23 protein-coding genes are annotated in these 25,225 nt (G+C 46.7%); 13 read left to right on the forward strand and 10 right to left on the reverse strand.

Features of this window, described 5'->3' with window-relative positions; genetic code table 11:
• Position 1 precedes the first annotated feature (1 nt).
• From C2745_RS08745 to C2745_RS08765, 5 genes are all read right to left on the reverse strand, one after another.
• Positions 2-622 carry an SCP2 domain-containing protein gene (locus C2745_RS08745; RefSeq protein ID WP_215384215.1) on the reverse strand — a complete coding sequence of 207 codons (621 nt, stop codon included), beginning with the start codon at positions 620-622 and terminating at the stop codon, positions 2-4.
• Between the two features lie 53 nt (positions 623-675).
• Positions 676-1,584, reverse strand: a complete 909-nt coding sequence (locus C2745_RS08750) for a Tim44 domain-containing protein (RefSeq protein WP_215384216.1) — start codon at positions 1,582-1,584, stop codon at positions 676-678.
• Positions 1,585-1,652: 68 nt separating this feature from the next.
• Positions 1,653-2,396, reverse strand: a complete 744-nt coding sequence (gene ubiE / locus C2745_RS08755; protein ID WP_215384217.1) for a bifunctional demethylmenaquinone methyltransferase/2-methoxy-6-polyprenyl-1,4-benzoquinol methylase UbiE — start codon at positions 2,394-2,396, stop codon at positions 1,653-1,655.
• The gene (locus C2745_RS08760) at positions 2,396-2,794 is read right to left on the reverse strand and encodes a gamma-butyrobetaine hydroxylase-like domain-containing protein (RefSeq protein ID WP_215384218.1); all 399 of its coding nucleotides are present in this window, start codon (positions 2,792-2,794) and stop codon (positions 2,396-2,398) included. Before C2745_RS08760 ends, ubiE begins: the two co-directional genes overlap by 1 nt.
• A complete protein-coding gene (locus C2745_RS08765) occupies positions 2,794-6,633 on the reverse strand; it encodes an FAD/FMN-binding oxidoreductase (protein ID WP_215384219.1) in 3,840 nt (1,279 codons plus the stop codon). The genes C2745_RS08760 and C2745_RS08765 overlap by 1 nt, the downstream gene beginning before the upstream one ends.
• A 134-nt stretch (positions 6,634-6,767) precedes the next feature.
• On the opposite strand from C2745_RS08765, the gene ilvA reads away from it, so the two are divergent.
• From ilvA to queF, 3 genes are read left to right on the forward strand one after another with little or no spacing between them, the layout of a single operon-like run.
• A complete protein-coding gene (gene ilvA, locus C2745_RS08770) occupies positions 6,768-8,288 on the forward strand; it encodes a threonine ammonia-lyase, biosynthetic (protein WP_215384220.1) in 1,521 nt (506 codons plus the stop codon).
• Positions 8,289-8,302: 14 nt separating this feature from the next.
• The gene (locus tag C2745_RS08775; protein ID WP_215384221.1) at positions 8,303-9,214 is read left to right on the forward strand and encodes a 5'-nucleotidase; all 912 of its coding nucleotides are present in this window, start codon (positions 8,303-8,305) and stop codon (positions 9,212-9,214) included.
• A 23-nt stretch (positions 9,215-9,237) separates the two neighbouring features.
• Positions 9,238-10,065: an NADPH-dependent 7-cyano-7-deazaguanine reductase QueF gene (gene queF, locus C2745_RS08780; protein WP_215384222.1), complete on the forward strand. Its 828-nt coding sequence runs from the start codon at positions 9,238-9,240 to the stop codon at positions 10,063-10,065.
• Positions 10,066-10,169: 104 nt separating this feature from the next.
• On the opposite strand, the gene ssb is transcribed toward queF, so the two are convergent.
• Both ssb and C2745_RS08790 read right to left on the reverse strand, forming a co-directional pair.
• Entirely contained in the window at positions 10,170-10,625 is a 456-nt protein-coding gene (gene ssb, locus C2745_RS08785) for a single-stranded DNA-binding protein (protein WP_068319607.1), read from the reverse strand.
• An 80-nt stretch (positions 10,626-10,705) separates the two neighbouring features.
• Positions 10,706-11,890 (reverse strand): MFS transporter, encoded by a 1,185-nt coding sequence (locus C2745_RS08790; RefSeq protein WP_215384223.1) that lies wholly within the window; start codon positions 11,888-11,890, stop codon positions 10,706-10,708.
• Positions 11,891-11,927: 37 nt separating this feature from the next.
• Here C2745_RS08790 and uvrA point away from each other — a divergent pair, with 37 nt between their 5' ends.
• Positions 11,928-14,819: an excinuclease ABC subunit UvrA gene (uvrA, locus tag C2745_RS08795; RefSeq protein WP_215384224.1), complete on the forward strand. Its 2,892-nt coding sequence runs from the start codon at positions 11,928-11,930 to the stop codon at positions 14,817-14,819.
• Positions 14,820-14,846: 27 nt separating this feature from the next.
• Here uvrA and C2745_RS08800 read toward each other — a convergent pair whose 3' ends face one another.
• Positions 14,847-16,829: a monovalent cation:proton antiporter family protein gene (locus tag C2745_RS08800; protein ID WP_215384225.1), complete on the reverse strand. Its 1,983-nt coding sequence runs from the start codon at positions 16,827-16,829 to the stop codon at positions 14,847-14,849.
• An 11-nt stretch (positions 16,830-16,840) separates the two neighbouring features.
• Here C2745_RS08800 and C2745_RS08805 point away from each other — a divergent pair, with 11 nt between their 5' ends.
• The 9 genes from C2745_RS08805 to rapZ all read left to right on the forward strand — a co-directional run bounded on the left by C2745_RS08805 (position 16,841) and on the right by rapZ (position 23,297).
• A complete protein-coding gene (locus tag C2745_RS08805; protein WP_215384226.1) occupies positions 16,841-17,833 on the forward strand; it encodes an SIS domain-containing protein in 993 nt (330 codons plus the stop codon).
• 28 nt (positions 17,834-17,861) lie between these two features.
• Positions 17,862-18,434 (forward strand): HAD family hydrolase, encoded by a 573-nt coding sequence (locus C2745_RS08810; RefSeq protein ID WP_215384227.1) that lies wholly within the window; start codon positions 17,862-17,864, stop codon positions 18,432-18,434.
• 3 nt (positions 18,435-18,437) lie between these two features.
• Positions 18,438-19,079 (forward strand): LPS export ABC transporter periplasmic protein LptC, encoded by a 642-nt coding sequence (gene lptC / locus C2745_RS08815; RefSeq protein ID WP_215384228.1) that lies wholly within the window; start codon positions 18,438-18,440, stop codon positions 19,077-19,079.
• Between the two features lies 1 nt (position 19,080).
• Positions 19,081-19,653 (forward strand): LptA/OstA family protein, encoded by a 573-nt coding sequence (locus tag C2745_RS08820; RefSeq protein WP_215384229.1) that lies wholly within the window; start codon positions 19,081-19,083, stop codon positions 19,651-19,653.
• On the forward strand, positions 19,650-20,417 hold the full coding sequence (gene lptB / locus C2745_RS08825; RefSeq protein ID WP_215384230.1) for an LPS export ABC transporter ATP-binding protein: 768 nt from the start codon (positions 19,650-19,652) through the stop codon (positions 20,415-20,417). The genes C2745_RS08820 and lptB overlap by 4 nt, the downstream gene beginning before the upstream one ends.
• Before the next feature lie 184 nt (positions 20,418-20,601).
• The gene (gene hpf / locus C2745_RS08830; RefSeq protein ID WP_012358449.1) at positions 20,602-20,925 is read left to right on the forward strand and encodes a ribosome hibernation-promoting factor, HPF/YfiA family; all 324 of its coding nucleotides are present in this window, start codon (positions 20,602-20,604) and stop codon (positions 20,923-20,925) included.
• A 33-nt stretch (positions 20,926-20,958) separates the two neighbouring features.
• On the forward strand, positions 20,959-21,420 hold the full coding sequence (locus C2745_RS08835) for a PTS sugar transporter subunit IIA (RefSeq protein ID WP_215384231.1): 462 nt from the start codon (positions 20,959-20,961) through the stop codon (positions 21,418-21,420).
• Positions 21,417-22,403: an HPr(Ser) kinase/phosphatase gene (gene hprK / locus C2745_RS08840; RefSeq protein ID WP_215384232.1), complete on the forward strand. Its 987-nt coding sequence runs from the start codon at positions 21,417-21,419 to the stop codon at positions 22,401-22,403. Before C2745_RS08835 ends, hprK begins: the two co-directional genes overlap by 4 nt.
• 3 nt (positions 22,404-22,406) lie before the next feature.
• On the forward strand, positions 22,407-23,297 hold the full coding sequence (gene rapZ / locus C2745_RS08845) for an RNase adapter RapZ (RefSeq protein ID WP_215384233.1): 891 nt from the start codon (positions 22,407-22,409) through the stop codon (positions 23,295-23,297).
• Here the strand turns inward: rapZ and mutY are convergent.
• Both mutY and mutM read right to left on the reverse strand, forming a co-directional pair.
• On the reverse strand, positions 23,242-24,387 hold the full coding sequence (gene mutY / locus C2745_RS08850; protein WP_215384234.1) for an A/G-specific adenine glycosylase: 1,146 nt from the start codon (positions 24,385-24,387) through the stop codon (positions 23,242-23,244). The genes rapZ and mutY overlap by 56 nt on opposite strands.
• On the reverse strand, positions 24,372-25,208 hold the full coding sequence (mutM, locus tag C2745_RS08855) for a bifunctional DNA-formamidopyrimidine glycosylase/DNA-(apurinic or apyrimidinic site) lyase (RefSeq protein ID WP_215384235.1): 837 nt from the start codon (positions 25,206-25,208) through the stop codon (positions 24,372-24,374). The genes mutY and mutM overlap by 16 nt, the downstream gene beginning before the upstream one ends.
• Between the last annotated feature and the right edge of the window lie 17 nt (positions 25,209-25,225).

Below are 25,225 nucleotides of genomic sequence, written 5' to 3' on the forward strand. Positions count from 1 at the left end.
TTTATTTAGCCTTTTGCTCTAAGAATTGAATACGTTTTTCGATGCGATCGACAGATTCGCGCAACTCACTTAATTCAGATTTACGCACCATAAAATCTCGTTTATTTAAAAGTACTTTCTTTTCTTCACTGACATACTCAACTACATTGTCCAGTAAATCAGTGGCAGCAGAACGAGTAGCAGATACGAACTTTTTACCTTGCCTCACAGCAAAATTTGCAGGCGCATCACCTACAAAACGAGCCAAATCTTCCTCATACTCCCAGCGCAGCTGGCCAGCCAAACGACCCAATAACTGAGCAAGGTCCGCATCACCAGTAATTTTCACGGCCTTAAAAGCCTGTTCTCTCAAGGAACCAGAGCTGCCAGCCAACTCACTTAATGCTGCAGCAGAGACTTCTAAAGTAAGTGAAGGGGAGTCGATCTCTTTCAAGCTAGCCAACAAACCGTCAGGCTTTATCTCAAAACAAAGGTTGCCTAGGGGCAGTTGCAACAAAATAGTTTTACCCGCATGGCGAGCCAATTCAGCAGATGCCCAGGGCTCACTCCCCAAAACATGGTTAATCCCCCGGCAAGCAGCGCCAGAAGCAATGGTGTGGGTAGTCGAAAAATGTGTATTCATGAGTGTAAAAAACCCGCACTAGTGCGGGTTTTCCGACGGCAAGTACCTAAAGCTTAAACCAACTGGGAGATACCCGCCAGTACCCAGCCGCCAGGCCCATCTACCGGCTTACTTAAATTCCAGATTTCAGAGAAATCACTCGCAGGAGCGCCTTGTTGCTCTCGAATCATCCCGCTGAACTGAACGCTACAGTAATAGTGAGCATCTGCGGTCTCAATTCCTAAAAGCTGGGCATTGATAGTGACAACATCGGTTTGATTGCTGCCATCAGTTCGGCCCGCCAAATCCTGTTGAATCGTTGCAAACATCTCAGGCGTTGTAAATTCACGTAAAGATGCAAGATCACCTTGGTCCCAAGCTTTTTGCAAAGTTACAAAATACTGCTTTGCATTTTCTAAAAAAGCTTGCTGATCAAATCCAGGCGGCAAGGTGGACTGGAATGGTTCTGGAGTAGCGCCAACACCACCAAATGCATTGGCTGCAGGAGTAAATGCCGGCTCCTGTCTTTGGATCTCTGTATTACTACGCTGCATACCCTGTGATGGGATGTTCGAATTCTGACCAGCGCCAGACATTGCAGGCAACATTTTGCGAATCACAAACATGATTGCAAAACCAGCCAACATCGCAATGAGCAAACCAGTGATCAAAGAAGAAGCTGCCTCACCCAAACCAAAATGGGACAAAAGGTAGCCGATACCTAAACCAGCTGCTAAGCCGCCCAAGATGCCACCCATGCCACCAAAGCGACTTGGCGCAGGAGCCTGAGGAGCTGAGGCTGGAGCTGCAGGTTGAGCTTGTTGTGCAGGCTTTTGAACTGGCGCGGCTTGTTTTTGGATTGGAGCACTAGGTGCACGTCCGATACTTTTGCCGCCACCTAAACGCGCAGCCTCAACATGGCCAACCGTTGCAAATACCAAAGTCAGACTTAAAAGCGTAGCTTTAAAAAAATGTTTATTCATTAATCTTTACCCCTTCTTATAACTACTCAACTTCTTTAGTTTTTAAGACTTTAAAAACTATACAACTATCAATATTTAATACCAATATGTAAGGCGACGATACCCCCAGTCATTCTGTGGGTTTCCACTTCATCAAAACCCACTCCCAACATCATTTCTTTGAGGGTTTGCGCGTCAGGATGCATGCGAATGGATTCTGCCAAGTAGCGATAGCTCTCTGAATCTTGAGCAATCTTCTCGCCCAACCATGGCAAAACCTTAAAAGAATAGGTGTCATATACCGGCTGCAAAAAAGCATCTGGCTTGGAAAACTCCAAAACCAAAACTCGGCCACCCGGCTTAATCACGCGACGCATTTCACCCAAAGCAACATCTTTATGAGTCATATTGCGCAAACCAAATGCCACTGTCACCACATCAAAATGATTATTTGGGAAAGGGATCTTCTCAGCATCAAACTGAACACAAGGCAGAGCCATGCCACGATCCAATAAACGATCACGGCCAACTCCCAACATAGAAGCATTGATATCACTTAACCAAACTTGAGCATCTGGATTGCGGCCCCAGTCCGCAGCTTTAGCAAACGCAGCCGCTAGATCGCCAGTACCGCCAGCAATATCCAATACTTTTTGGCCAGGACGAACATTTGCTCGGGCAATCGTTATTTTTTTCCAAAGACGATGTAGCCCAAAAGACATCAAGTCGTTCATCACATCGTATTTACTGGCTACCGAATGAAAGACCTCAGCAACTTTGCCGGCCTTCTCAGCCTCATCAACACTTTGATAGCCGAAGTGCGTTTTACTCATTAGTGACTTCCACAAGAATGGCCATGCGCATGTCCAGCCTGCACCATAGGCGCATCTCGATCAAGACCTGCAGCAGCCAATTTATCTAAATGCTCTTTCCATAATTGCTCCTGGTTCTCACACAAGAACAATAAGTAATCCCATGTATACAACCCAGAGTCATGTCCATCTGAAAAGCTAGGCTTGAGCGCATAGTGCCCCACTGGCTCAAGATGAGCAATCAGTACATCGCGCTTACCAGTTTGCAATGTTTCTTGTCCAGGTCCGTGACCTTGTACTTCAGCGGAAGGAGACAGCACTCTTAACAACTCAAAAGGTAGGCGATAAGTATTGCCATTCTCATAAGAGAGCTCTAAGACTTTAGATTGCTGATGCACAACCACATTACTTGGAATCATTAAACGAGAACCCTCTCGATACCACCTTGGTTTGCCTTGGCTACATAGTCTTGCATCCAGTCTTTGCCAAGTAGCTTCTGAGCCATTTCAACCACAATGTAATCAGCTGTTGTATCGCTATCAGCATCAAAGCGTGTGAGACCTTGCAAGCAGGATGGGCAGCTAGTTAAGACTTTGACATCACCAGTGAAATCACCTTTGCGCAAATCATTGGCTGCTTTCTCCATCTCAATCTGCTTACGGAAGCGCACTTGAGTAGAAATATCAGGACGTGTCACGGCAAGAGTTCCAGACTCCCCACAGCAACGATCATTCTTCTGAATAGATTTGCCATCTTCTAATTGAATAAGCTCATTAACCGTCTTCAATGGATCTTGCAACTTCATTGGAGAGTGGCAAGGATCGTGGTACATATATTTCACGCCTGTAACGCCAGAGAGCTTCACGCCCTTCTCGGCCAAGAACTCATGAATATCAATAATGCGACAACCTGGGAAAATCTGCTCAAACTGATAGCCAGCCAATTGGTCGTAACAAGTGCCGCATGAAACAACTACGGTCTTGATATCTAGGTAATTGAGCGTATTGGCAACGCGATGGAATAACACACGGTTATCCGTAATCATCTTCTCGGCTTTATCAAAGTCACCATTTCCGCGCTGTGGATAGCCGCAGCACAGGTAACCTGGAGGAAGAACAGTTTGCACGCCAACATTCCACAACATAGCTTGTGTAGCTAAGCCAACTTGCGAGAACAAACGCTCAGAACCACAGCCCGGGAAATAAAAGACAGCCTCAGTATCTGCAGAAGTTGTCTTAGGATCACGAATAATCGGCACGTAATTCGCATCTTCAATATCCAACAAAGCACGAGCTGTTTTCTTCGGCAAATTACCAGGCATCTTCTTGTTCACAAAGAAAATTACCTGTTCCTTCACGCTTGGCTTACCCACTGTTGCCGGTGGATGGGCAGTTTGTTGTTTTGCAAACTTACGCAGCACATCATTGCCCAAGCGCTGCAACTTATAACCCCAGCCAATCATGGTCTTGCGCGCAAGATGGATAGATTCTGGGCTAGTCGCGTTGAGGAAGAACATCGATGCTGCCGTTCCTGGATTAAAGCGCTGCTGACCCATTTTGCGCAGAAGATTGCGCATATTCATAGTCACATCACCAAAGTCAATCTTGACCGGGCATGGTGTTAAACATTTATGACAGACTGTGCAATGTGCGGCGACATCATCGAACATTTCCCAGTGACGAATCGAAACACCGCGTCGGGTTTGCTCTTCATATAGGAAAGCTTCAATTAATAGTGAAGTGGCCAGAATCTTGTCACGTGGGCTGTAAAGCAAGTTGGCGCGCGGCACATGCGTTGAGCAAACAGGCTTACATTTACCGCAACGTAAACAATCTTTAACGCTATCGGCAATCGCTCCAATATCGCTTTGCTGCATGATGATGGACTCATGGCCCATCAAACCAAAGCTTGGCGTGTAGGCCATACTGAGATCCGCATGCGGCATCAACTTGCCTTTATTAAAGCGGCCTTCAGGATCAACGCGGTTCTTATAGCTACGGAAGTCTTTTAATTCAGCTTCAGTTAAATACTCTAGTTTGGTAATACCAATACCGTGCTCTCCAGAAATGACGCCATCTAGTGAGCGAGCTAATTTCATAATACGATCGACTGCGCGATGAGCGTCTTGCAACATCTCATAGTCATCAGAGTTCACAGGAATATTTGTGTGAACGTTGCCATCACCAGCATGCATGTGCAAAGCCACAAATACACGCTTACGCAAAGTATTTTTATGGATTGCTTCAAGCTCAGCCAGGATGGGTTCGAATGCAAGACCGCCAAAGATGATGCGCAACTCAGAACGCACTTCTTCTTTCCATGAGGCGCGCAAGCTGTAATCCTGCAATCGCGGGAAATAAGAGTCCATCTCAGTGAGCCACTCAGCCCAACGCCCGCGCACCTTCGCAATAAGCTCTAAAGCCTGCTGAACTCGGTCTCCCAAGATTTCTGCAGTTGGAATCTCATATTCCTCGTCACTCTTACCCAACGGCAAAGCACTCTTTTTCAAGAAAGCTTCTAGACCATCAAGTACTTGCAGCTTATTTTTAAGAGAGAGTTCAATATTGATGCGATCAATGCCATCGGTGTACTCTCCCATACGTGGCAAGGGAATCACAACGTCTTCATTGATCTTAAATGCATTGGTATGACGGGCAATTGCAGCTGTACGGGCGCGATCAAGCCAGAACTTTTTACGAGCTTCAGCACTAACGGCAACAAAGCCTTCACCAACCCGTAAATTTGCCATGCGCACTACTTCACTAGTTGCAGCAGCAACTGCTTCTTCATCGTCACCAGCAATGTCGCCAATCAGCACCATCTTCGGCAAGCTATTGCGCTTAGATTTAGTGGAGTAACCCACCGCCCTTAAGTAGCGATCGTCTAAATGCTCTAAGCCAGCCAAAATTGGGCCGCCTTGCTTACTTAAACCATCTAAGTAAGCTTTGATCTCCACAATACTTGGAATAGCTTCTCGCGCTTGGCCAAAAAACTCTAAGCAAACAGTACGCATGAATTTTGGCATGCGATGCAATACCCAAGTTGCGCTGGTAATCAAACCATCGCAACCTTCTTTTTGAACACCAGGCAAACCAGATAAAAATTTATCTGTAACGTCTTTGCCTAAACCTTCTTTACGAAAACGCTTACCCTCTACTTCTAGCAATTCTGTTTTAAGAATGCGTTCACCTGGCTCACTATTACCATCAGACCAAGTTAATTGAAAACGTACTGTGGCCACATCATGAATCTTGCCCATGTTGTGATTCAGTCGCTCAACGTCTAACCAATTGCCTTCAGGATCAACCATGCGCCAGCTGGCGAGATTGTCCAAAGCAGTTCCCCAAAGAACAGCTTTCTTACCACCAGCATTCATTGCAATATTGCCGCCAATGCAACTTGCATCAGCAGAAGTAGGATCTACCGCAAACACTAGGCCGGCATGCTCAGCGGCATCAGATACCCGACGAGTAACAACACCTGCACCGGTAAAGATTGTGGATACTTCGCGATCAAGCCCAGGCAGCTTCTGAGACTTCACGCCACCAATATCTTGCAACTTCTCAGTATTAATCACTGCAGACATTGCATAAAGTGGAATAGCGCCACCGGTATAACCTGTGCCGCCTCCACGAGGAATAATCGTGAGGCCTAATTCAACACAAGCTTTGACTAAGCCCGGGATTTCGGATTCGTAATCAGGCTTTAAAACTACAAGTGGAAACTCAACGCGCCAATCAGTTGCATCAGTAACGTGTGCAGCACGAGATACACCATCAAAACAAATATTGTCTGCAGCAGTGTGTCGGCCCAACTCTTTGCGAGCGCGCTTGCGAATTTGCTCAACCTCTTTAAAGCCATTCTCAAAATTTTCGATTGCTCGATAAGCGGCACTCAACAAGACCTCTACTTGCTCGGTTGAGTCACCAATATTTCTTTTCTTAACTTCGCCTAAGCGATGCCATAGCGCATCGATCAGTTGCTGACGACGTTTAGAACTATCTAATAAGTCATCTTGCAAAAAGGGGTTGCGTTGAACTACCCAGATATCACCTAGGATCTCGAACAACATTCGCGCAGAACGGCCGGTGCGACGCACGCCGCGTAGGTCATTAAGAACGCGCCATGACTCCTCGCCCAACAAGCGAATAACAATCTCTCGATCAGAAAAGGAGGTGTAGTTGTAGGGAATTTCACGCAGACGGGGGGAACCTGCCTCAGCGTCCAACAACTGGTTCAAAGCTAATGGGGCGTTCATAGCGACATATTTGATAAATAAGCATTTTAATTGAGCAAACCTGATACTGGCAGGATTCCTGGAAAGTTGCTCCCGAAACAGATAAACCCTTGCAAATCTAAGGGCTTAGAAGCCATCCGTGGTACGCTCATTAGATGGCAACGAACTATTTAAAGAAAATTTTATCGGCTCGCGTCTATGACGTAGCCAGAGAAACCGAGCTCCAGCTCGCCCCTGAACTGACTAAACGTTTGGGCAACCAGGTACTCCTCAAAAGAGAGGACAACCAGCCGGTTTTCTCATTCAAACTCCGTGGCGCCTATAACAAAATGGCCCATTTACCCCCAGAAGCCCTAAAACGGGGGGTAATTGCCGCTTCTGCAGGCAATCATGCCCAAGGCGTCGCCCTTTCCGCAGCCAAAATGAAGTGCAAAGCTGTCATCGTGATGCCGGTGACTACTCCAAGCGTCAAAATTGATGCAGTAAAGGCCAGAGGCGGATCTTGGGTAGAAATCATCCTTCATGGCGAGTCTTACAGTGATGCCTTTAAGCACTCAGAAGTTTTGGGCAAAAAACGGGGTTTGACCTTTGTTCACCCATTTGATGATCCCGATGTTATTGCGGGCCAAGGAACAATCGCCCATGAAATCTTTACTCAATACGAAAAACCCATCGACGCTGTATTTGTAGCCATTGGTGGTGGTGGTTTGATTGCAGGCATTGGTGAATACATCAAAGCCGTCAGCCCAAAAACAAAAGTAATCGGCGTGCAAGCTTCAGATTCGGATGCAATGAATCAATCACTCAAAGCAAACAAGCGCATTGAGATGAAAGACGTGGGTTTGTTCTCGGATGGCACTGCTGTGAAATTGGTTGGCAAAGAAACATTCCGTATTTGCAAAAAAGTAGTGGATGAAATTATCACTGTCGATACCGATGAAATCTGCGCAGCAATTAACGATGTCTTTACTGATACTCGCAGCATCCTTGAGCCTGCTGGCGCGCTAGCCATAGCGGGCATGAAGAAGTATGTTGAGAAGAAGCGCATCAAGAAGAAAACCTTGGTGGCTGTGGCTTGCGGGGCTAATATGAACTTTAGTCGCCTTCGCTTTGTGGCCGAACGTGCAGATGTTGGCGAGTTCCGTGAAGCAGTATTCGCAGTAACCATTCCTGAAGAGCGTGGCTCATTCAAACGCTTTTGCGAACTTCTTGGAAAACGTAACGTTACTGAATTTAATTACCGCATTGGCGATCAAAGTGAAGCGCATATTTTTGTTGGCATCAGCACACAAAAATCTGGCGATAGCGAAGTCATCGCAAAACATTTCCGTAAAGCAAAGTTTGCAACGATTGATCTCACGCATGATGAACTGGCTAAGTCGCACTTACGTCATATGGTTGGCGGACACTCTGCACTTGCTAAAGATGAATTGCTATATCGCTTTGAATTCCCTGAACGCCCAGGCGCTTTGATGAAGTTCTTAACCAGCATGGCGCCCAACTGGAATATCAGCTTGTTCCATTACCGCAATCATGGTGCAGACTACGGTCGCATTTTGGTTGGCCTGCAAGTTCCGAAGAATGAGCAGAAGAAATTCCAAGGCTTCTTGGCTGGCCTGGGCTATCCGCACTGGGACGAAAGTAATAATCCCGCTTATCGCCTGTTCCTCAAATAGGCTTCAGCCACAAGATGTCATATACGCTCACCGGAAAACTTGTCGTTGCGATCTCATCGCGCGCCCTGTTTGATTTTGAAGAAGAAAATCGCATTTTCGAATCTGCCGACGACAGCGCATATATGAAGTTGCAGCTTGAGCGTCTTAGTGAGGCAGCTCAAAAAGGGGTTGCATTTCCTCTAGTAAAAAAACTATTGGCGTTTAATGATGAGGGTGAACAACGAGTTGAAGTGGTGATCCTCTCCCGTAATGACCCCGTAAGCGGCTTGCGAGTCTTTCGCTCTGCTGAGCACCACGGCTTACATCTTGAGCGTGGCGTATTTACTAGAGGCCGTCCGCCCTACCATTACCTGCGATCGCTACATGCCAACCTCTTCTTATCTGCGAATGAAGATGATGTGAGGGCGACTATTGATGCCGGCTTTCCAGCAGCACGTGTTTACCCAGAGTCCAGCAAAACCGCTGAATCTCATCCCAATGAAATCCGCATTGCATTTGACGGAGACGCAGTACTGTTCTCCGATGAAGCTGAACAAGTTTTCCAGAAAAAGGGTTTAGAAGCGTTTGTAGATCACGAAAGCAAAAAGGTCGACATTCCACTGCCTCCAGGCCCCTTTAAGCCTTTGCTTGAGGCTCTTCATAGGCTGCAGCGCTCCACTAGCGAAAACGGTATGCGTATTCGTACTGCGCTGGTAACTGCACGCTCAGCACCTGCACACGAACGTGCCATTCGAACCTTGATGGCATGGGGTATTGATGTAGATGAAGCCATGTTCTTGGGTGGCCTCTCCAAGAGTGAGTTCTTGCGAGAATTCGAGCCCGACTTTTTCTTTGATGATCAAACTGGTCACTGCCAATCGGCTGCATCAGTTGCACCCACCGGCCATGTTGTATCAGGTGTATCCAACAAACCTAAAGCCAAGTAATAGAAAAATAAACAAAGTTATTTATGGCAACGTTACCGCTCGGTCAATCAACACAATACCCAGATCAATACGATCCGAACTTGTTGTTTCCCATTCCAAGAACAGAGAACAGAAAGAAGTTGGGGCTGATAGAAGGTCAAGCACTGCCCTTTGTTGGTGTTGATATTTGGAATGCCTTTGAGCTGAGTTGGCTCAATAAAAAAGGAAAGCCGCAGATTGCATTGGCGGAGTTTCAAATTCCTGCTGACTCACCAAACATGATTGAGTCAAAATCATTCAAGCTCTACCTCAACAGCCTCAATAGCGCGCGCTTTGAGGATGAGAACGAAGTTAAAGAGAAACTCATTAGTAACTTATCGGCAGTTGCTGGTAGCAAGATAACTACTCGTATTAACCCAACGGAATCAATCTCCAAAAAAGGGATGCAGGAGATGAGCGGGATTTTGATGGATAGATTGGATATTGAAGTAGATCCCAGTCTGGCTGCAGACCCAAGCCTGTTGGGCGTGAACGAATCCTTTGGCCCGATTGAGCAATGCTTAGTCTCACACCTTCTGAAATCTAATTGCCCTGTAACTGGCCAGCCAGATTGGGCTAGTGTGCAAATTCGCTACCAAGGCCGGCCTATTCTTGAAGAAGGCTTGTTGCGTTACCTCATTGGCTTCAGACAATTAGGTGAATTCCATGAGCATTGTGTTGAAACTATCTTCACGGATATCAAGCGCCAGTGCAAGCCAGAAAAACTTTCTGTGTATGCCCGTTACACAAGACGCGGTGGCTTAGATATCAACCCATTTCGCACTGACTACAACTCGCCTTGGCCAGAAAACATTCGGCACGCACGGCAATAAACTCTTCCAGAGAATAGGCAAAGAAAAACCCCTTACAGGAAATCTGGAAGGGGTTTTTGCTATGTAACCCACCAGCTTATGGCCGATGAATTATTGGTTAGTACTTAAAACGGAATATCGTCGTCCATTGCGCCCAATGACGCAGCATTTGAGGCTGCTGGAGCGGACTGCTCAGCCGGCTTTGAGCGGCTATAGCTTTCGCCACCATCACCACTTCCGCCTACTGGCTTACCACCAAGCATTTGCATTGTCTCTGCAACGATCTCAGTGGAATACTTTTCTTGGCCACTTGCGTCAGTCCATTTGCGTGTACGCAAGCGACCTTCAACATAAACCTGTGAACCTTTTTTGAGGTACTGACCAGCGATTTCTGCGAGCTTGCCAAAGAATGCAACGCGATGCCATTCTGTGGTTTCTTTCATTTCACCAGTTTGCTTGTCTTTGTAGCGATCAGATGTTGCTACTGAAATGTTTGTAACGGCGTCGCCGCTTGGCATATAACGCGTTTCTGGATCACGTCCTACATTACCTACGATGATGACCTTATTTACCGAAGCCATGTTGTCTCCCGAAGAAAAATACTGCTGTTATTACTACTAAAAATAAACTGCTCGCTGAAATTAAATTCATGAAGCTGCGGTTATGTCTTTGTGGCTACATCCTTTGATTCTGTTGCTCGCGTTGGCATTTCACCCATCGACCAAGCAATTATAAGCCAGCAAACTAAGAGTGCTGCACCCATCGCAAAGACCGATAAATCACCATGGCTATCCATTAAATAACCCCCAATTACAGCCCCAGAAAAGAGTCCTATTGATTGAGTTGTGTTGTAAACACCCAGTGCGGTGCCTTTAGATTCTTTTGCAAAACGCGACACCAAGGAGGGTTGTAATGCTTCAAGTAAATTAAAGCCTACAAAATAAATCAGTAACGCTGTCGCAATAGCCATCACAGATGAGGCTTGTGTAAATAACGATTCAGCAATTAGCAATAAAACGATCGCAACTAACAATACTGTTCTTAATTTCTGCTTCTTCTCGCCGTAAATAATCGCAGGTGCCATAAAGACAAATGAAAGCAGCACGACAGGAAGATAGATTTCCCAATGCGAAGAAAGTGGCAACCCTGCCTGCACCAATAAACGTGGAACTACCAAGAACATCGCAACCTGGGTTGCATGCAATACAAATACACCTAGATTTAGGCGCATTAATTCAGGCCTAAAGAAAACTTCTTTTAACGAAGCTTGTTGAACTTTTGCTTCAGGCTTGGTTGTTGGTAAAAGGTAATATGTCACGAACATGGCAATAACACCCAATGCTGCCAAGACAACGAAAATTCCACTAAGACTGATCACGCGATAAATGGGGGCGGCGATCACTAGAGATAAGGCAAATGAGAGGGCAATGCTGCCGCCAACCAAAGCCATCGCCCGGGTACGCACTTGTTCGCGAGTTAAATCTGCCACCCAGGCAGAAATGGCGGCTGATACCGCTCCAGCACCCATAATTCCCCGGCCAATGGCAATCCATAGCAAATCATCCTTGGCAGCGCAGATCAGGGCGCCAGCAACAAATAAGGATAGCCCCCACAAAACGACCGGTTTACGGCCAATTCGGTCAGATAAACGACCTAAAGGGATATAAAAACAGGCTTGGACGATATTGAAGATGCCAAGGGTCAAACCCACCCAAAGAGCGTGCTCCCCACCCGGCAAGCCCCGCGCATGAATGCTAAAGATAGGCAATAGCAAGAACAGGCCCAGCATGCGTAGGCCAAAGATGCCTGCTAAGGCCAGAGTAGATCGGAGTTCAGAAGGATTCATGGGAAAGAGCTATATTAACAAGTTACGCTAAAAAATCATGAATAACGAAATCAAGATCCGCGGTGCCCGCACCCACAACCTCAAAAACATCAATCTAGACATCCCTAGAGAGAAACTCGTCGTCCTTACTGGCTTATCAGGTTCAGGCAAAAGCTCATTGGCTTTTGACACCCTCTATGCAGAAGGTCAACGTCGGTATGTTGAATCTCTTTCAGCTTATGCCCGCCAGTTTTTGCAACTTATGGAAAAGCCAGATGTCGATACGATTGAAGGTCTTTCACCTGCGATTTCGATTGAGCAAAAAGCTACAAGTCACAATCCACGATCTACTGTTGGCACTGTTACAGAAATTCACGATTACCTGCGCTTGTTATTTGCGCGCGCAGGAACGCCACATTGTCCGGATCACGATCTGCCACTAGAAGCGCAAAGCGTTTCTCAAATGGTCGATACCGTCCTTTCAATGCCAGAAGATACGAAGTTAATGATTCTGGCTCCAGTAGTAAGCGAGCGCAAAGGTGAGTTTGTTGACCTCTTCCAAGACCTGCAAGCACAAGGCTTTGTGCGCTTTCGTGTGCGCTCGGGTGGTGGCACTGCAAACGTAGCTAAAGCAGAAATTTTTGAAGTCGATCAATTACCAACGCTCAAGAAAAACGATAAGCATTCGATTGAGGTAGTTGTTGATCGAATTAAGGTGCGCCCCGATATTCAGCAACGGCTCGCCGAGTCTTTTGAGACTGCCTTACGCCTAGCGAATGGCAAGGCCATGATTGTGGATATGGATACCGGCAAAGAGATGATCTTCTCAAGCAAATTTGCTTGCCCAGTTTGCTCATACTCCTTGCAAGAATTAGAGCCGCGCCTCTTCTCCTTCAACAACCCAATGGGCGCCTGCCCTTCTTGCGATGGACTTGGGCATCAATCGTTCTTTGACCCAAAGCGCATCGTCGCCCACCCAGACCTATCGCTAGCATCTGGAGCCATTAAGGGCTGGGACCGTCGTAATCAGTTTTACTTCAAGCTACTTCAAACCCTAGCCAAGCATGGCGGTTTTGATGTGGAGAAGCCTTTTGAAACACTATCTAAGAAACAACAAGATCTCATTCTTCTGGGCTCTGGTGATATCACCATTCCATTTGAATACATCAACGAGCGCGGCAAGAACAGTATTCGTGAACATGCTTTTGAGGGCATCGTTGCTAACTTTGAGAGGCGTTATCGCGAAACCGACTCCATGACTGTGCGCGAGGAATTATCTCGCTATCAAAATGTACAGACCTGCCCCGAATGTAACGGCAGTCGTTTACGCAAAGAAGCACGCTTTGTCAAAGTAGGCGAAAAGAAACAATCACGCGCTATTTATGAAATCAGTGCACTACCCCTCAAAGAAGCCAAAGAATATTTTGAGGCACTCGAACTTAAAGGTGCTAAACGAGAAATCGCCGACAAGATTGTCAAAGAGATTAGCGCACGCCTACGCTTTTTAAATGATGTGGGCCTGGATTACCTATCGCTCGAGCGTAGTGCCGATACTCTATCTGGCGGTGAAGCTCAGCGTATCCGCCTAGCAAGCCAGATTGGCTCAGGCTTAACGGGCGTGATGTATGTTTTAGATGAGCCATCTATTGGATTGCATCAACGCGATAACGATCGACTGATTGGCACCCTCAAGCATTTACGTGATTTAGGTAATAGCGTATTAGTAGTTGAGCATGACGAAGATATGATTCGCGCTTCTGACTGGGTAATTGATATTGGCCCAGGCGCAGGCGTTCATGGTGGCGAAGTAGTTGCCCAAGGCACTCCAGCAGAGGTTGAAGCCAATCCAAACTCGTTAACCGGTGCATATCTTGCTGGACGCGAAGCCATTGCCGTTCCCGACAAACGCATTCCAGTGAATGATCGCTTCTTAGAAATCATTGGCGCGCGCGGTAATAATTTGCAATCAGTGCACGCAAAGATTCCGGTTGGGTTGTTAACTTGCGTAACCGGGGTATCGGGCTCAGGCAAATCCACCTTAATCAATGACACACTGCACCACGCTGTTGCCCAACATCTTTATGGCTCAAATGCAGAGCCAGCAGCGCATGATGCAATCAAAGGTTTAGAGCATTTCGATAAAGTCATCAGCGTCGACCAATCTCCAATTGGAAGAACACCACGCTCTAACCCGGCCACCTACACAGGCTTGTTTACTCCCATTAGGGAGCTCTTTGCTGGTGTTCCTGCATCACGTGAGCGTGGCTACGAAGCTGGTAGATTTTCTTTTAACGTTAAAGGTGGCCGTTGCGATTCTTGCGAAGGCGATGGCGTTCTTAAAGTGGAGATGCACTTCTTGCCAGACGTCTACGTGCCATGTGATGTTTGTCACGGCAAGCGCTATAACCGAGAGACCTTAGATATTCGCTACAAGGGCAAGAATATTCATGAAGTGCTGTCGATGACCATCGAACAAGCTCATGAGTTCTTTGAAGCAGTACCAGTTGTGAAGCGCAAACTCAAAACACTGTTAGATGTTGGCCTTGGCTATGTGAAGCTTGGCCAGAGTGCTACCACCCTATCAGGCGGCGAAGCTCAACGCGTCAAACTTTCTCTTGAGTTATCCAAACGCGATACTGGCAGAACTTTATACATCCTGGATGAGCCAACTACTGGCCTGCATTTCCATGACATTCAGTTATTACTAACAGTTATCCAAACACTCAAGAAGCAGGGCAATACGATTGTCATCATTGAGCACAACTTAGATGTCATTAAGACCGCAGATTGGATTATTGATCTAGGACCTAAAGGCGGTGCTGGTGGTGGACAAATTATCGCCACTGGAACACCAGAGGATGTGGCCAAGAATGAAGTAAGTTTTACCGGCCACTACTTAGCACCCTTGCTGACACGCAAATCTCCTGCAGTCAGCAAGAAGAAAAAGTAAATTCTGAAATAAAGTTTTTGACTGATCTCAGAGTAATTTGGCTTCAGCTAAATCGGTTGCTTCTGAATTGCCTGAGATCACCAAAATATCATTGGCTTCCAGACGTAAATCTGGTTTAGGGTCTAGCTTCACATAATCGGCATTCAGCCCCTTCCGACGTACCGCCTGAACATTAACGCCCTCCTTCTCAAGATCTAGATCACCCAAAGTCTTTCCAATAGCCTGAGAATGGGGCAAGAGGGTAATGGCATGCAGCCTCCAAGATTCATTAGAGCCAAAGTCATCATCAGCTGAACCCCGGAAGTAACCTCTTAATAAGCTATAGCGCTCTTCCCGTGCTGTTGTGATGCGCCGTACTACTTTGCGCATCGGCACACCCATGATGAGCAGCACATGAGAAGCAATCATCAAACTGCCTTCAATCAACTCCGGGATAACTTCGGTAGCACCAGCGGCTTGCAACTTAGCAATATCTGCATCATCTCTTGTACGAACCAACACCGTCATACCGGGACGTAAGTGCTCAACTTGACGAAGTACGCGCAGACTCGCTCCAGTATCAGCGTAGGTAATCACCACTGCTTTTGCTCTAGAGAGGCCAGCGGCCACCAAATAATTTTCGCGGCTCGCATCGCCATAGACAACATTGTCGCCAGCAGCCGCAGCTTCTTTGACGCGATCAGGATCTAAATCCAAAGCAATGTACGGAATTTTTTCTTGATCAAGCATGCGAGCCAAACTTTGGCCCGACCTTCCAAACCCGCAAATGACCACATGGTTTTCATTGCGAACACTTTTTGCGGCAACACGCGTTAAAGCAAGTGATTGCAATAACCACTCATTGCTTGAGAAACGCATTGCAATGCGATCGCTATATTCAATTAAAAATGGTGCGCAGAACATCGAGAGCAACATTGCCGCAAGAACTGCTTGACTTAAGGTGGGATCAATCAAATCTAAACCATCGATTTGATTAAGCAATACAAACCCAAACTCACCCGCCTGGGCAAGGCACAAACCGGTTCTGATGGAGATGCCTGGGCTTGAACCAAACACCCGAGAGAGCAAGGCAATCAGTCCAAACTTAAAAACCAATGGGCCAATTAATAGCAAGAGCACTAACACCCACTGCTGACCAATGACACTGAAGTCGAGCAGCATACCGATCGTAATAAAGAAGAGTCCCAACAAAACATCGCGGAACGGCTTTACATCCTCTTCCACCTGGTGACGATAAGGCGTTTCTGAAATCAGCATGCCGGCCAAAAACGCGCCAAGTGCCAAGGACAAACCAAAGTGCTCAGTCAATCCCGCCATGCCCAGCACAATCAATAGAAGATTGAGCATGAATAATTCTTGTGAGCGCAGCTTTGCTACCAACTTAAACCAACGGCTCATCAGCGTTTGGCCGATGAAGAAAATTAATGTCAATGCAATAGTTATTTTGATCGACGCTGCAGTCAGAGCAACAAAAAGATCTTTAGGATTTTTTCCAAGTGATGGCAACAGAATCAGCAAGAAAACCACCGCCAAATCTTGAAATAACAAAATACCCACTACATTGCGACCGTGCTCGGTTTCTAATTCCGCGCGATCCGAAATCAGCTTTGTCACAATCGCGGTAGAAGACATGGCTAAAGCGCCGCCTAATGCAATCGCAGCCTGCCAAGAAATAGGATAAATCCAGTTCATCAGTAAGCTGGCCGGAATTGCCAGCAACATCGTTAGGATGACCTGACTACCCCCAAGGCCAAACACGATATTGCGCATTGCCCTGAGCTTATGGAGGTTAAATTCCAGGCCAATAGAAAACATCAAGAAAACGACCCCAAATTCAGCCAAATACTTCACGGTGGCTGAATCATTCGCTATACCCAGGGCATTTGGCCCAATCAGCACTCCAATAGCCAAATAGCCCAAAATCGGGGGGAGTCCAAAATAGCGGAAAATAACCACTCCGGCCACACCCGAGGCCAGAAGAATGAGGGTTAATTGAAGGACTGACGGCATATACTTACTTGATGATAGCTAAGACTCGTGAACGTACCCTAAAGCTTGCGCGCGACACCCTCTCAATTGAGGCTGCTGCACTGCAAACCATGCGCGATCGCCTTGAAGGCGTCAATGCTGATGCCTTAGTGCTTGCAGTTGAGCTTTTACATGGCTGTAAGGGCCGAATTGTGGTTTCCGGAATCGGTAAATCCGGTCATATTGCCCGCAAAATTGCGGCAACATTTGCTTCAACCGGATCCCCTGCTTTTTTTGTTCACCCTGCTGAAGCCAGTCATGGCGATTTAGGCATGGTGACTAGAGACGATGTTTTTGTTGCACTCTCCAATTCTGGCGAAACGGACGAGTTGCTCACCATTGTTCCGATCGTGAAACGTACCGGCGCAAAATTAATCGCCTTAACTGGTGCGCCAAATTCTTCACTCGCCAAACTGGCTGATGCACATTTAGATACCAGCGTGGAAAAAGAAGCTTGTCCTTTAAATCTTGCGCCAACCACCAGTACAACAGCCGCTCTCGCTATGGGCGATGCACTGGCCGTGGCATTACTCGATGCTCGAGGATTTCAGGCGGAAGATTTCATTCGCTCACATCCAGGTGGCAGACTAGGCCGCAAACAATTAATGCATGTTAGCGAAGTCATGCGTAGCCTTGAAGATACGCCAAAGATTTCAGTCGACGCTTCTTTGCAAGACGCCCTACTAGAGATGACCTCCAAGCGCATGGGTATGGTGGTCATCTTAGATGCCAAACAAAAAGTATTTGGCATCTTAACTGATGGCGACTTGCGCCGCCTTTTAGAAAAAACTACTAACCTTGGAGATATCAAGCTCGCCAGCGCAACTACGCCCGATCCACGCACCATCCCAGCAGAGCTCCTGGCTGAAGAAGCAATTGAAATGATGGAAAAGCATCGCATCAATCATCTAGTGGTTACTGATAGCAACGGACACTTACTTGGCGCCCTCAATCTACATGACTTATTCGCAGCAAAAGTTATTTAACTCTGTACGAAAACTGAATTGAATTTTTATGCCAAGTGCTTTTAATACCCACAACACCAATCCTTTGACTCAGCACCCACAAGCCTGGGAGCGCGCGGGTAAAGTGAAGTTACTAGTATTGGATGTAGATGGCGTTTTAACAAACGGAAAAGTTTGGATTGGCGCCGATGGTAAAGAATCGCTTAAAGCTTTTGATATACAAGATGGATTGGGTATCAAGCTTTTAGAGCGATGCGGCATTCCAACTGCCATCATTACTGGCAGAAGCTCAAAAATGGTTTTAGCCCGTTGCGAAGAATTAGGAATTAAGCATGTACACATGGGCGTAGAAAACAAAGCTATTGCTCTAGAACAAACTCTGAAATCTTTAGGACTTACCCCAGCAGACTGCGCCGTTATGGGCGATGACTGGCCAGATTTCCAAATGATGAAAAATGCTGGCTTAAGAATTTGCCCCGCACAAGGTCATGAAGCGGTAAAAGAATTTGCTCACTTTGTTACAACTCTTGGTGGCGGTAAAGGTGCCGTTCGCGAAGTATGCGATCTCATCCTCAAGGCGCAAGATCGTTACAACGAACTTCTTATACAAGCACGCGCCTAAGCAATGCAACTAAATCCTCAGCAAATCAAACTTAGCATCGGGCGCACGATATTGCGCCTAATGCCTTTGATTCTGATGGGGGCGCTTACCTTGGCTACCTTTTGGTTGGTGGAAAAAAATACACCTCCAGAAAAATCTCCCTTGGCACGAGTACGCCTACATGAGCCTGACTACACCATTAAAGATGGCGCCCTTTCTGCTTTAAATGAATTGGGCAACACCAAATATCGAATTCTCGGCGTTAAAGTTACTCACTATGACGATGACGCTTCGATTGACATCCTTACGCCTCGCATGCGTTTATTCCAAGCTGAAAAAGCGCCTGTTACTGTGAAATCCGACACCGGACATCTTGATGGCGATCTCACAATCCTAGACTTATTTGATAACGCATCGATCTTTCGTCCAGCTCAAGCGGCAAGCGCGACACAACCTGCGACCTTAAGAATGCTTGCTAGCTCCAACTACTTTAAAGTACTCATCAATGATGACATCGTTGAAACAAATACACCCATCACGCTTGAGCAAGGTATGTCCATCATGAGCTCTACTGAAGGTGGGGTGTTTAATAATGTTGAGCAGAGCATGACGCTCAGAGGCCAAGTTAAAGGTCGTATCGAGCGAGCTCCTCGCAGCACCCAATAAAATGTTATCTACTCGTTACCTACCAACCTGTCGCGCAATACTTTGCTATGGCGCTCTGGCTGCGGCTCTTGCTGGCACTGCACATGCAGAAAAAGCTGACCAAGATAAGCCGGTAATCCTCGAGGCTAAAAAAGTTTCTGTAAATGATGTTCGGCAGGTTTACGACCTTAGCGGACAAGTGCTCCTAATTAAAGGTAGCATTGTGGTTACTGGGGAAGATGGCCACATTGATGTGGATCCTGAAGGCTATGAATATGTAGATGTAAAGGGTTCGCCTGATTCAACAGCAAGCTTCAGACAGCGTCGCGAAGGGCCGGCCGATGAATTCATGCAGGGTCGTGGCGCCCAAGTGAACTACAACGCTAAAACTGAAGTACTGACAATCACTGGTGATGCCAGCCTCAAGCGTTTATTGAATATGCAAATGCTCGATCAATTGCGTGGCTGGAAAATTGAGTACGATGATGTAAAACAGTACTATCGTGTCATTCCACCTGAAGATGCAAAGCCTGAAGATTTACCTTTAGCCAGAGCAATCCTTTCACCAAGAAGAAAAGCCACATTAGAGAAATGACAGCGGATTTAGCTCAAACCACAAGCCCAGCAACACTAAGTGCACATAACCTTCAAAAACGTTATGGCTCTAGAACCGTAGTGCGGGATGTTTCCATACAAGTCAAATGCGGCGAGGTAGTAGGCTTGTTAGGCCCAAATGGTGCTGGTAAAACGACTTCTTTTTACATGATTGTTGGCCTGGTACCGCTTGATGGCGGAAATATTGTTTTGGATGGAGCTGATATCACCCATCTGCCAATTCATGAACGCGCCCGCATGGGTCTTTCTTACTTACCCCAAGAGGCTTCTGTTTTTAGAAAATTGAATGTTGCTGAAAATATTCAAGCCGTACTAGAGCTGCAAGTACAAGGGGGCAAGCCATTATCCAAAGCGGAAATAGCCCGTCGACTGGATGAGCTCCTAGGCGAACTACAGATTAGTCATCTTCGCAATAATCCTGCGCTTTCACTCTCTGGTGGCGAGCGCCGCCGCGTTGAAATTGCCAGGGCTCTAGCCTCCCAGCCAAAATTTATCCTGCTCGATGAACCCTTTGCGGGGGTTGACCCTATTGCCGTTGGGGAAATTCAGCGGATTGTACGTTTCCTGCGAGATCGTCAAATTGGCGTACTGATCACCGATCACAATGTACGTGAAACCCTAGGCATATGTGATCACGCGTACATCATTAGCGAAGGTAGCGTCTTGGCCGCAGGCAAGCCAGATGAGATCATCCAAAACGATGCTGTTCGCAGAGTCTACCTAGGCGAAAACTTTAGGATGTAAGCTAGCCGGGCCATCTGTCCGGATAAGTAACAAAAATTCCAATTCCCTCTTGGTTTTCAGCAAATTCGCTGATACGCTGGAGGCTCATGGATTATTTTCCAAAAAAAAACAGTTCAAAATTTCAGGGGCTTGCTGCGCACCCCCAGGCATGCCCATGCGCACGCGTCTATAAAAGGAGTTTCTGATGAATTTGAAAATCAATAGCCGTCATGTAGAAGTTACCCCTGCTATGCGTTCGCATCTAGAGGCGGGATTAGCCAAAATTCGCAAGCACTTTGATCATGTTATCGACGCCTCCGCCTTTCTGGTTGTAGATAAGGCCAAAGAAAAAGATTTGCGCCAAAGCGCTGAGATCACCATTCATCTAAAGGGAAAGGATTTGTTCGCTGAAGCACACAATGCCGACCTTTACCATGCAATGGATGCAGTGGTCGATAAACTCGAGCGCCAAGTCGTAAAACATAAAGAAAAGATTCAAGATCATCATCACGAAAAGCATTTTGAGTAATCTTGTGTGTCAGGACACCTATAATCAATTCACATGAATGCCCTGACTAATCTTTTCACCCCCGACTGCATTGCATTAGATAACCCTGCCAAAAACAGGTCCGATGCATTTGCAGCCGCCGGGGAACTCTTCGCTCAACGAGTTGGCATTAATGCCGCTGAAGTTGTTGGCTTTCTAAATGCTCGCGAAGACTTAGGTTCAACTGCCCTTGGTGCTGGCGTAGCAATCCCTCACGGTCGCGTCAAAGGCCTTAAACAGCCATCAGCAGCAATGATGAGACTTAAAGATCCCATTGAGTTTGCAGCGCCTGATGGCGAACCTGTATCTACCCTGATATTTTTGCTGGTGCCAGAAAAAGCAACGCAACAGCATCTAGAAATTCTTTCCTCAATCGCGCAATTATTGTCTGATGCGCAAGCGCGTCAATTGCTAAGCACTGCTGTAGATCCAGTTAAAGTATGCGAGCTATTGCAGCAGTGGGGTAGCACAAAATGACTCAGCCATTACTCCTAGACGGAGTAACTGCTCAGCAGATTTTCGATGACAACGTCTCAGATCTAAAGCTGTCTTGGATTGGTGGTCTTGAAGGTGCTGATCGTACCTTTCCACCAGAGGCAGTGAAAGCGGCTGCCGCCAGCTCAGACTTAGTTGGCCACTTAAATCTCATTCACCCAAGTCGCATTCAAATCTTTGGTGAACAAGAGGTTGACTATCATGCGATGCTAGAGCCCAAGCAAAGACAAGAGCAAATTGCGAGTTTGATTTCCAAAACGCCGCCATGCGTCATTGTTGCCGATGGAAAAGCCGCCGATCCAGATTTGCAGCTGTTTTGTCAGCGCTCATCCACACCTTTATTTACTACAGCCATTTCTGCTGCAGAGGTCATCGATCACCTGCGCACGTATTTGACCAAAATTGGCGCCCCTCAAATCACCATGCACGGCGTGTTTATGGACATCCTAGGCTTGGGCGTTCTTCTCACCGGTGAATCTGGTCTTGGCAAAAGCGAGTTAGGGCTTGAGCTTATCTCTCGTGGGCATGGCTTGGTAGCTGATGATGCTGTGGATTTTGCCCGCCTTGGTCCAGACTACATTGAAGGACGCTGTCCAGTGATTTTGCGCAATCTGCTTGAGGTTCGTGGCCTGGGTTTATTAGATATTCGTACTATCTTTGGCGAAACGGCTGTGCGTCGCAAACTAAAACTTCGCCTCATTGTTCAATTGGTTCGTAGAACTGATGGTGAATTCGAAAGATTGCCGCTAGAGGCACAGCACGTAGATGTATTGGGCATCCCGATTCGCACCGTCAAAATTCAAGTAGCCGCAGGCCGTAACTTAGCAGTGTTAGTAGAGGCTGCGGTACGAAATACTATTCTGCAATTACGCGGCATCGATACATTAAAAGAATTTATCGAGCGCCAACGCTTGCAAATGAATGTCGAAGCAGATTCCATCAAATCTCAAGGGCGCCTACTTTAAGCCATGCAAATTAATCTGATTACCGGAATCTCAGGCTCAGGTAAATCAGTAGCCCTAAGGGCTTTTGAGGACGCTGGTTATGATTGTGTAGATAACTTACCGGTATCACTTTTAGAAAACCTCATCAGCACTCTTGAGAAAGAAAAAAGTGAGCGCATTGCCGTCGCAATTGATGCGCGCCGCGGACAATCAATTGCAGACCTGCCATCGATCCTCGAGAACTTACGCAAAAACCATCAAGTAAGAGTCGTTTTTCTCAATGCGGATACCAACACTTTGGTGCAACGGTTTTCTGAGACACGTCGACGTCATCCGCTCTCTACAAATGCCAAGCAGTCTCAGTCGGCGACATTAATCGAGGCAATTGATAGCGAACGTAGCCTAGTAGAGCCTTTGCGTGCTCAAGCACATAGCATCGATACCAGCAACATTCCTGCTCATGCCTTGCGCTCCTGGATCCAAGACCTTCTCAAAGACAAGCCTGCTGGCCTCACTGTGGTGTTTGAATCCTTTGGCTTTAAAAAAGGCGTTCCCACCGAGGCAGACCTAGTTTTTGATGTGCGCTGCTTACCGAACCCCCACTATGACAAAGCCTTAAGACCACTTACAGGCAATGACAAGCCCGTCAAAGAATTCTTAGAAAAAATTCCAGAGGTAGTTAATATGGAAGCGGACATCACGCAATTTATTCATCGCTGGCTCCCGCATTACATTGCAGATGGTCGCAGTTACTTAACGGTTGCTATTGGATGCACGGGGGGCCAACATCGCTCGGTCTATCTCGTGAATCGTTTAAGCGAATACTTTCGCAACCAAAAAGACTTCAGCAACCTACAGCTTAATTTTCTAAACCGCCACCGCGAACTAGACTCAATCCCTGTAACAAAATCTTAATTGGCTGCGGTAGACCATAGCGCCCTAACTGGCTTAAGGGCACCCACTTTAGATCTGGATTTATAAACTGCAATTCTTTGGAGCAATTTGTTTGCCAAATATGCATCCATAAACGGCGATGCGTAAATACATGCTTGATTTCTCTAGTCTTCTCTAAGGCTTTGCATGACTTCATATACGTACTAGATTTTTCGTCAGGCATTGTCAGCACAAACAAGTCTTTCAAACTCAAATGAATACCCGCATCGGCAGATAACTTGGGCGTCCAAGCAGACTCGGGAAGAGACCAAAGGCCACCCCATATCGCTTTACTTGGGCGCTTTTGTAGCAATACAGAATTGCCAGATCGAATAAGGAGCATATTGCAATCAAACTCAGGGGACTTTGTTTTCGCCGTCTTCTGAGGAAGTAAAAGGACCTGATCACTCAAGTTGGCCTGACATTCTTTTGCAAAAGGACATTTCTTTTCGCCAGATAAACATATTGGCTTACGCGCTGTACACCAAGTTGCTCCAAAGTCCATCAAGGCTTGCGTGTACACCGGCATATCCTGCCTACTGATAGGCAGCAACTCTTTTGCCAAGGCCCACAAACGGTCATTGACGGCCTTGTCTTGAATAGACCCCTCGATAGCAAACAAGCGTGCCAAAATCCGCTTTACATTGGCATCCAAAATTGGGGCTCGCTCATGAAAAGCAAATGCGGCGATAGCTCCAGCAGTAGAGCGGCCAATACCTTTTAACCGTTCGAGCAATAAAGGATCACTTGGAAACTTTCCAGCAAAGTCTGTCATCACCGCTTTTGCACAGGCATGTAAATTGCGTGCACGCGAGTAATAACCTAGTCCAGCCCACTCAGCTAACACTTCATCAATGTCGGCACCGGCTAATTTTTTCACCGTTGGAAAACGTTTCATAAAGCGGGGGTAGCGCTCCAGAACCGTGGATACCTGAGTTTGCTGCAACATGATTTCAGATACCCATACTGCATAAGGATCGCGATTGTTTTGCCATGGCAAACCCGATCGTCCACTCACGCCATGCCAAGCAATCAGCTTCTTGGCGAACGTATTAATCAGCGCTTTTGACATTGAGGACAAAAATAAGTGGATCGTTGACCCTGCACGATTTGTGCAATCGGTGTTTTACAAATCTTGCACGGTAAGCCTTTGCGATCGTAGACTTTAGTTTGCACCATGAAGTGGCCAGGATCGCCTTCACTATTTACAAAATCTTTTAGAGAGCTTCCTCCAGCATCAATTGCTTTTTTGAGAATCTGTCTAACTGCAGCCGCCAAACGCATACACTGCGGGCGCGTAAGCTTACCAGCCGCTTTTGCAGGATGAATGCCCGCATCAAACAAACTTTCTGAGCAATAAATATTGCCAACTCCTACGACGGCCTGACCAGCCAATAAAAACTGCTTTACTGCTACGCTACGTTTTCGAGAGGATTGATACAAAATATCCGTACCATGTTCGTCTGCAAATTCAGGTGAGAAAGGCTCCACCCCAAGCTTTTGCAATAAGGGATTCTTTTCAACAGGTCCTTTTGTTTTTGGATGCCATAAGACTGCGCCAAATTTTCGGGGATCATGCAAACGCAAACTCAATCTACCAAATTCAAAAATCACGCGATCATGGGTTTTTAAAGCCTCACTACTTGGCAAGACTCGTAAGGTTCCCGTCATACCCAAATGAATCAGCAAGTGGCCGGTATCCATCTCCAGCAACAAGTACTTGCCTCGTCTTTGGATGGATTGCACTTTTTGCCCTGGGAGGGTTTTTGGCAAGCTACTGGGCACAGGCCAGCGCAAGCGACCATCCAGCACTTTGACGGCGCTTACTTTCTTACCCTCAAGATGTGGGGCAATTCCGAGACGAGTGACTTCTACTTCAGGAAGTTCTGGCATAAATGGATTGTAGATTC

This window comes from Polynucleobacter sp. AP-Kolm-20A-A1 (assembly GCF_018688315.1).
In the GTDB taxonomy this organism is placed as follows: domain Bacteria; phylum Pseudomonadota; class Gammaproteobacteria; order Burkholderiales; family Burkholderiaceae; genus Polynucleobacter.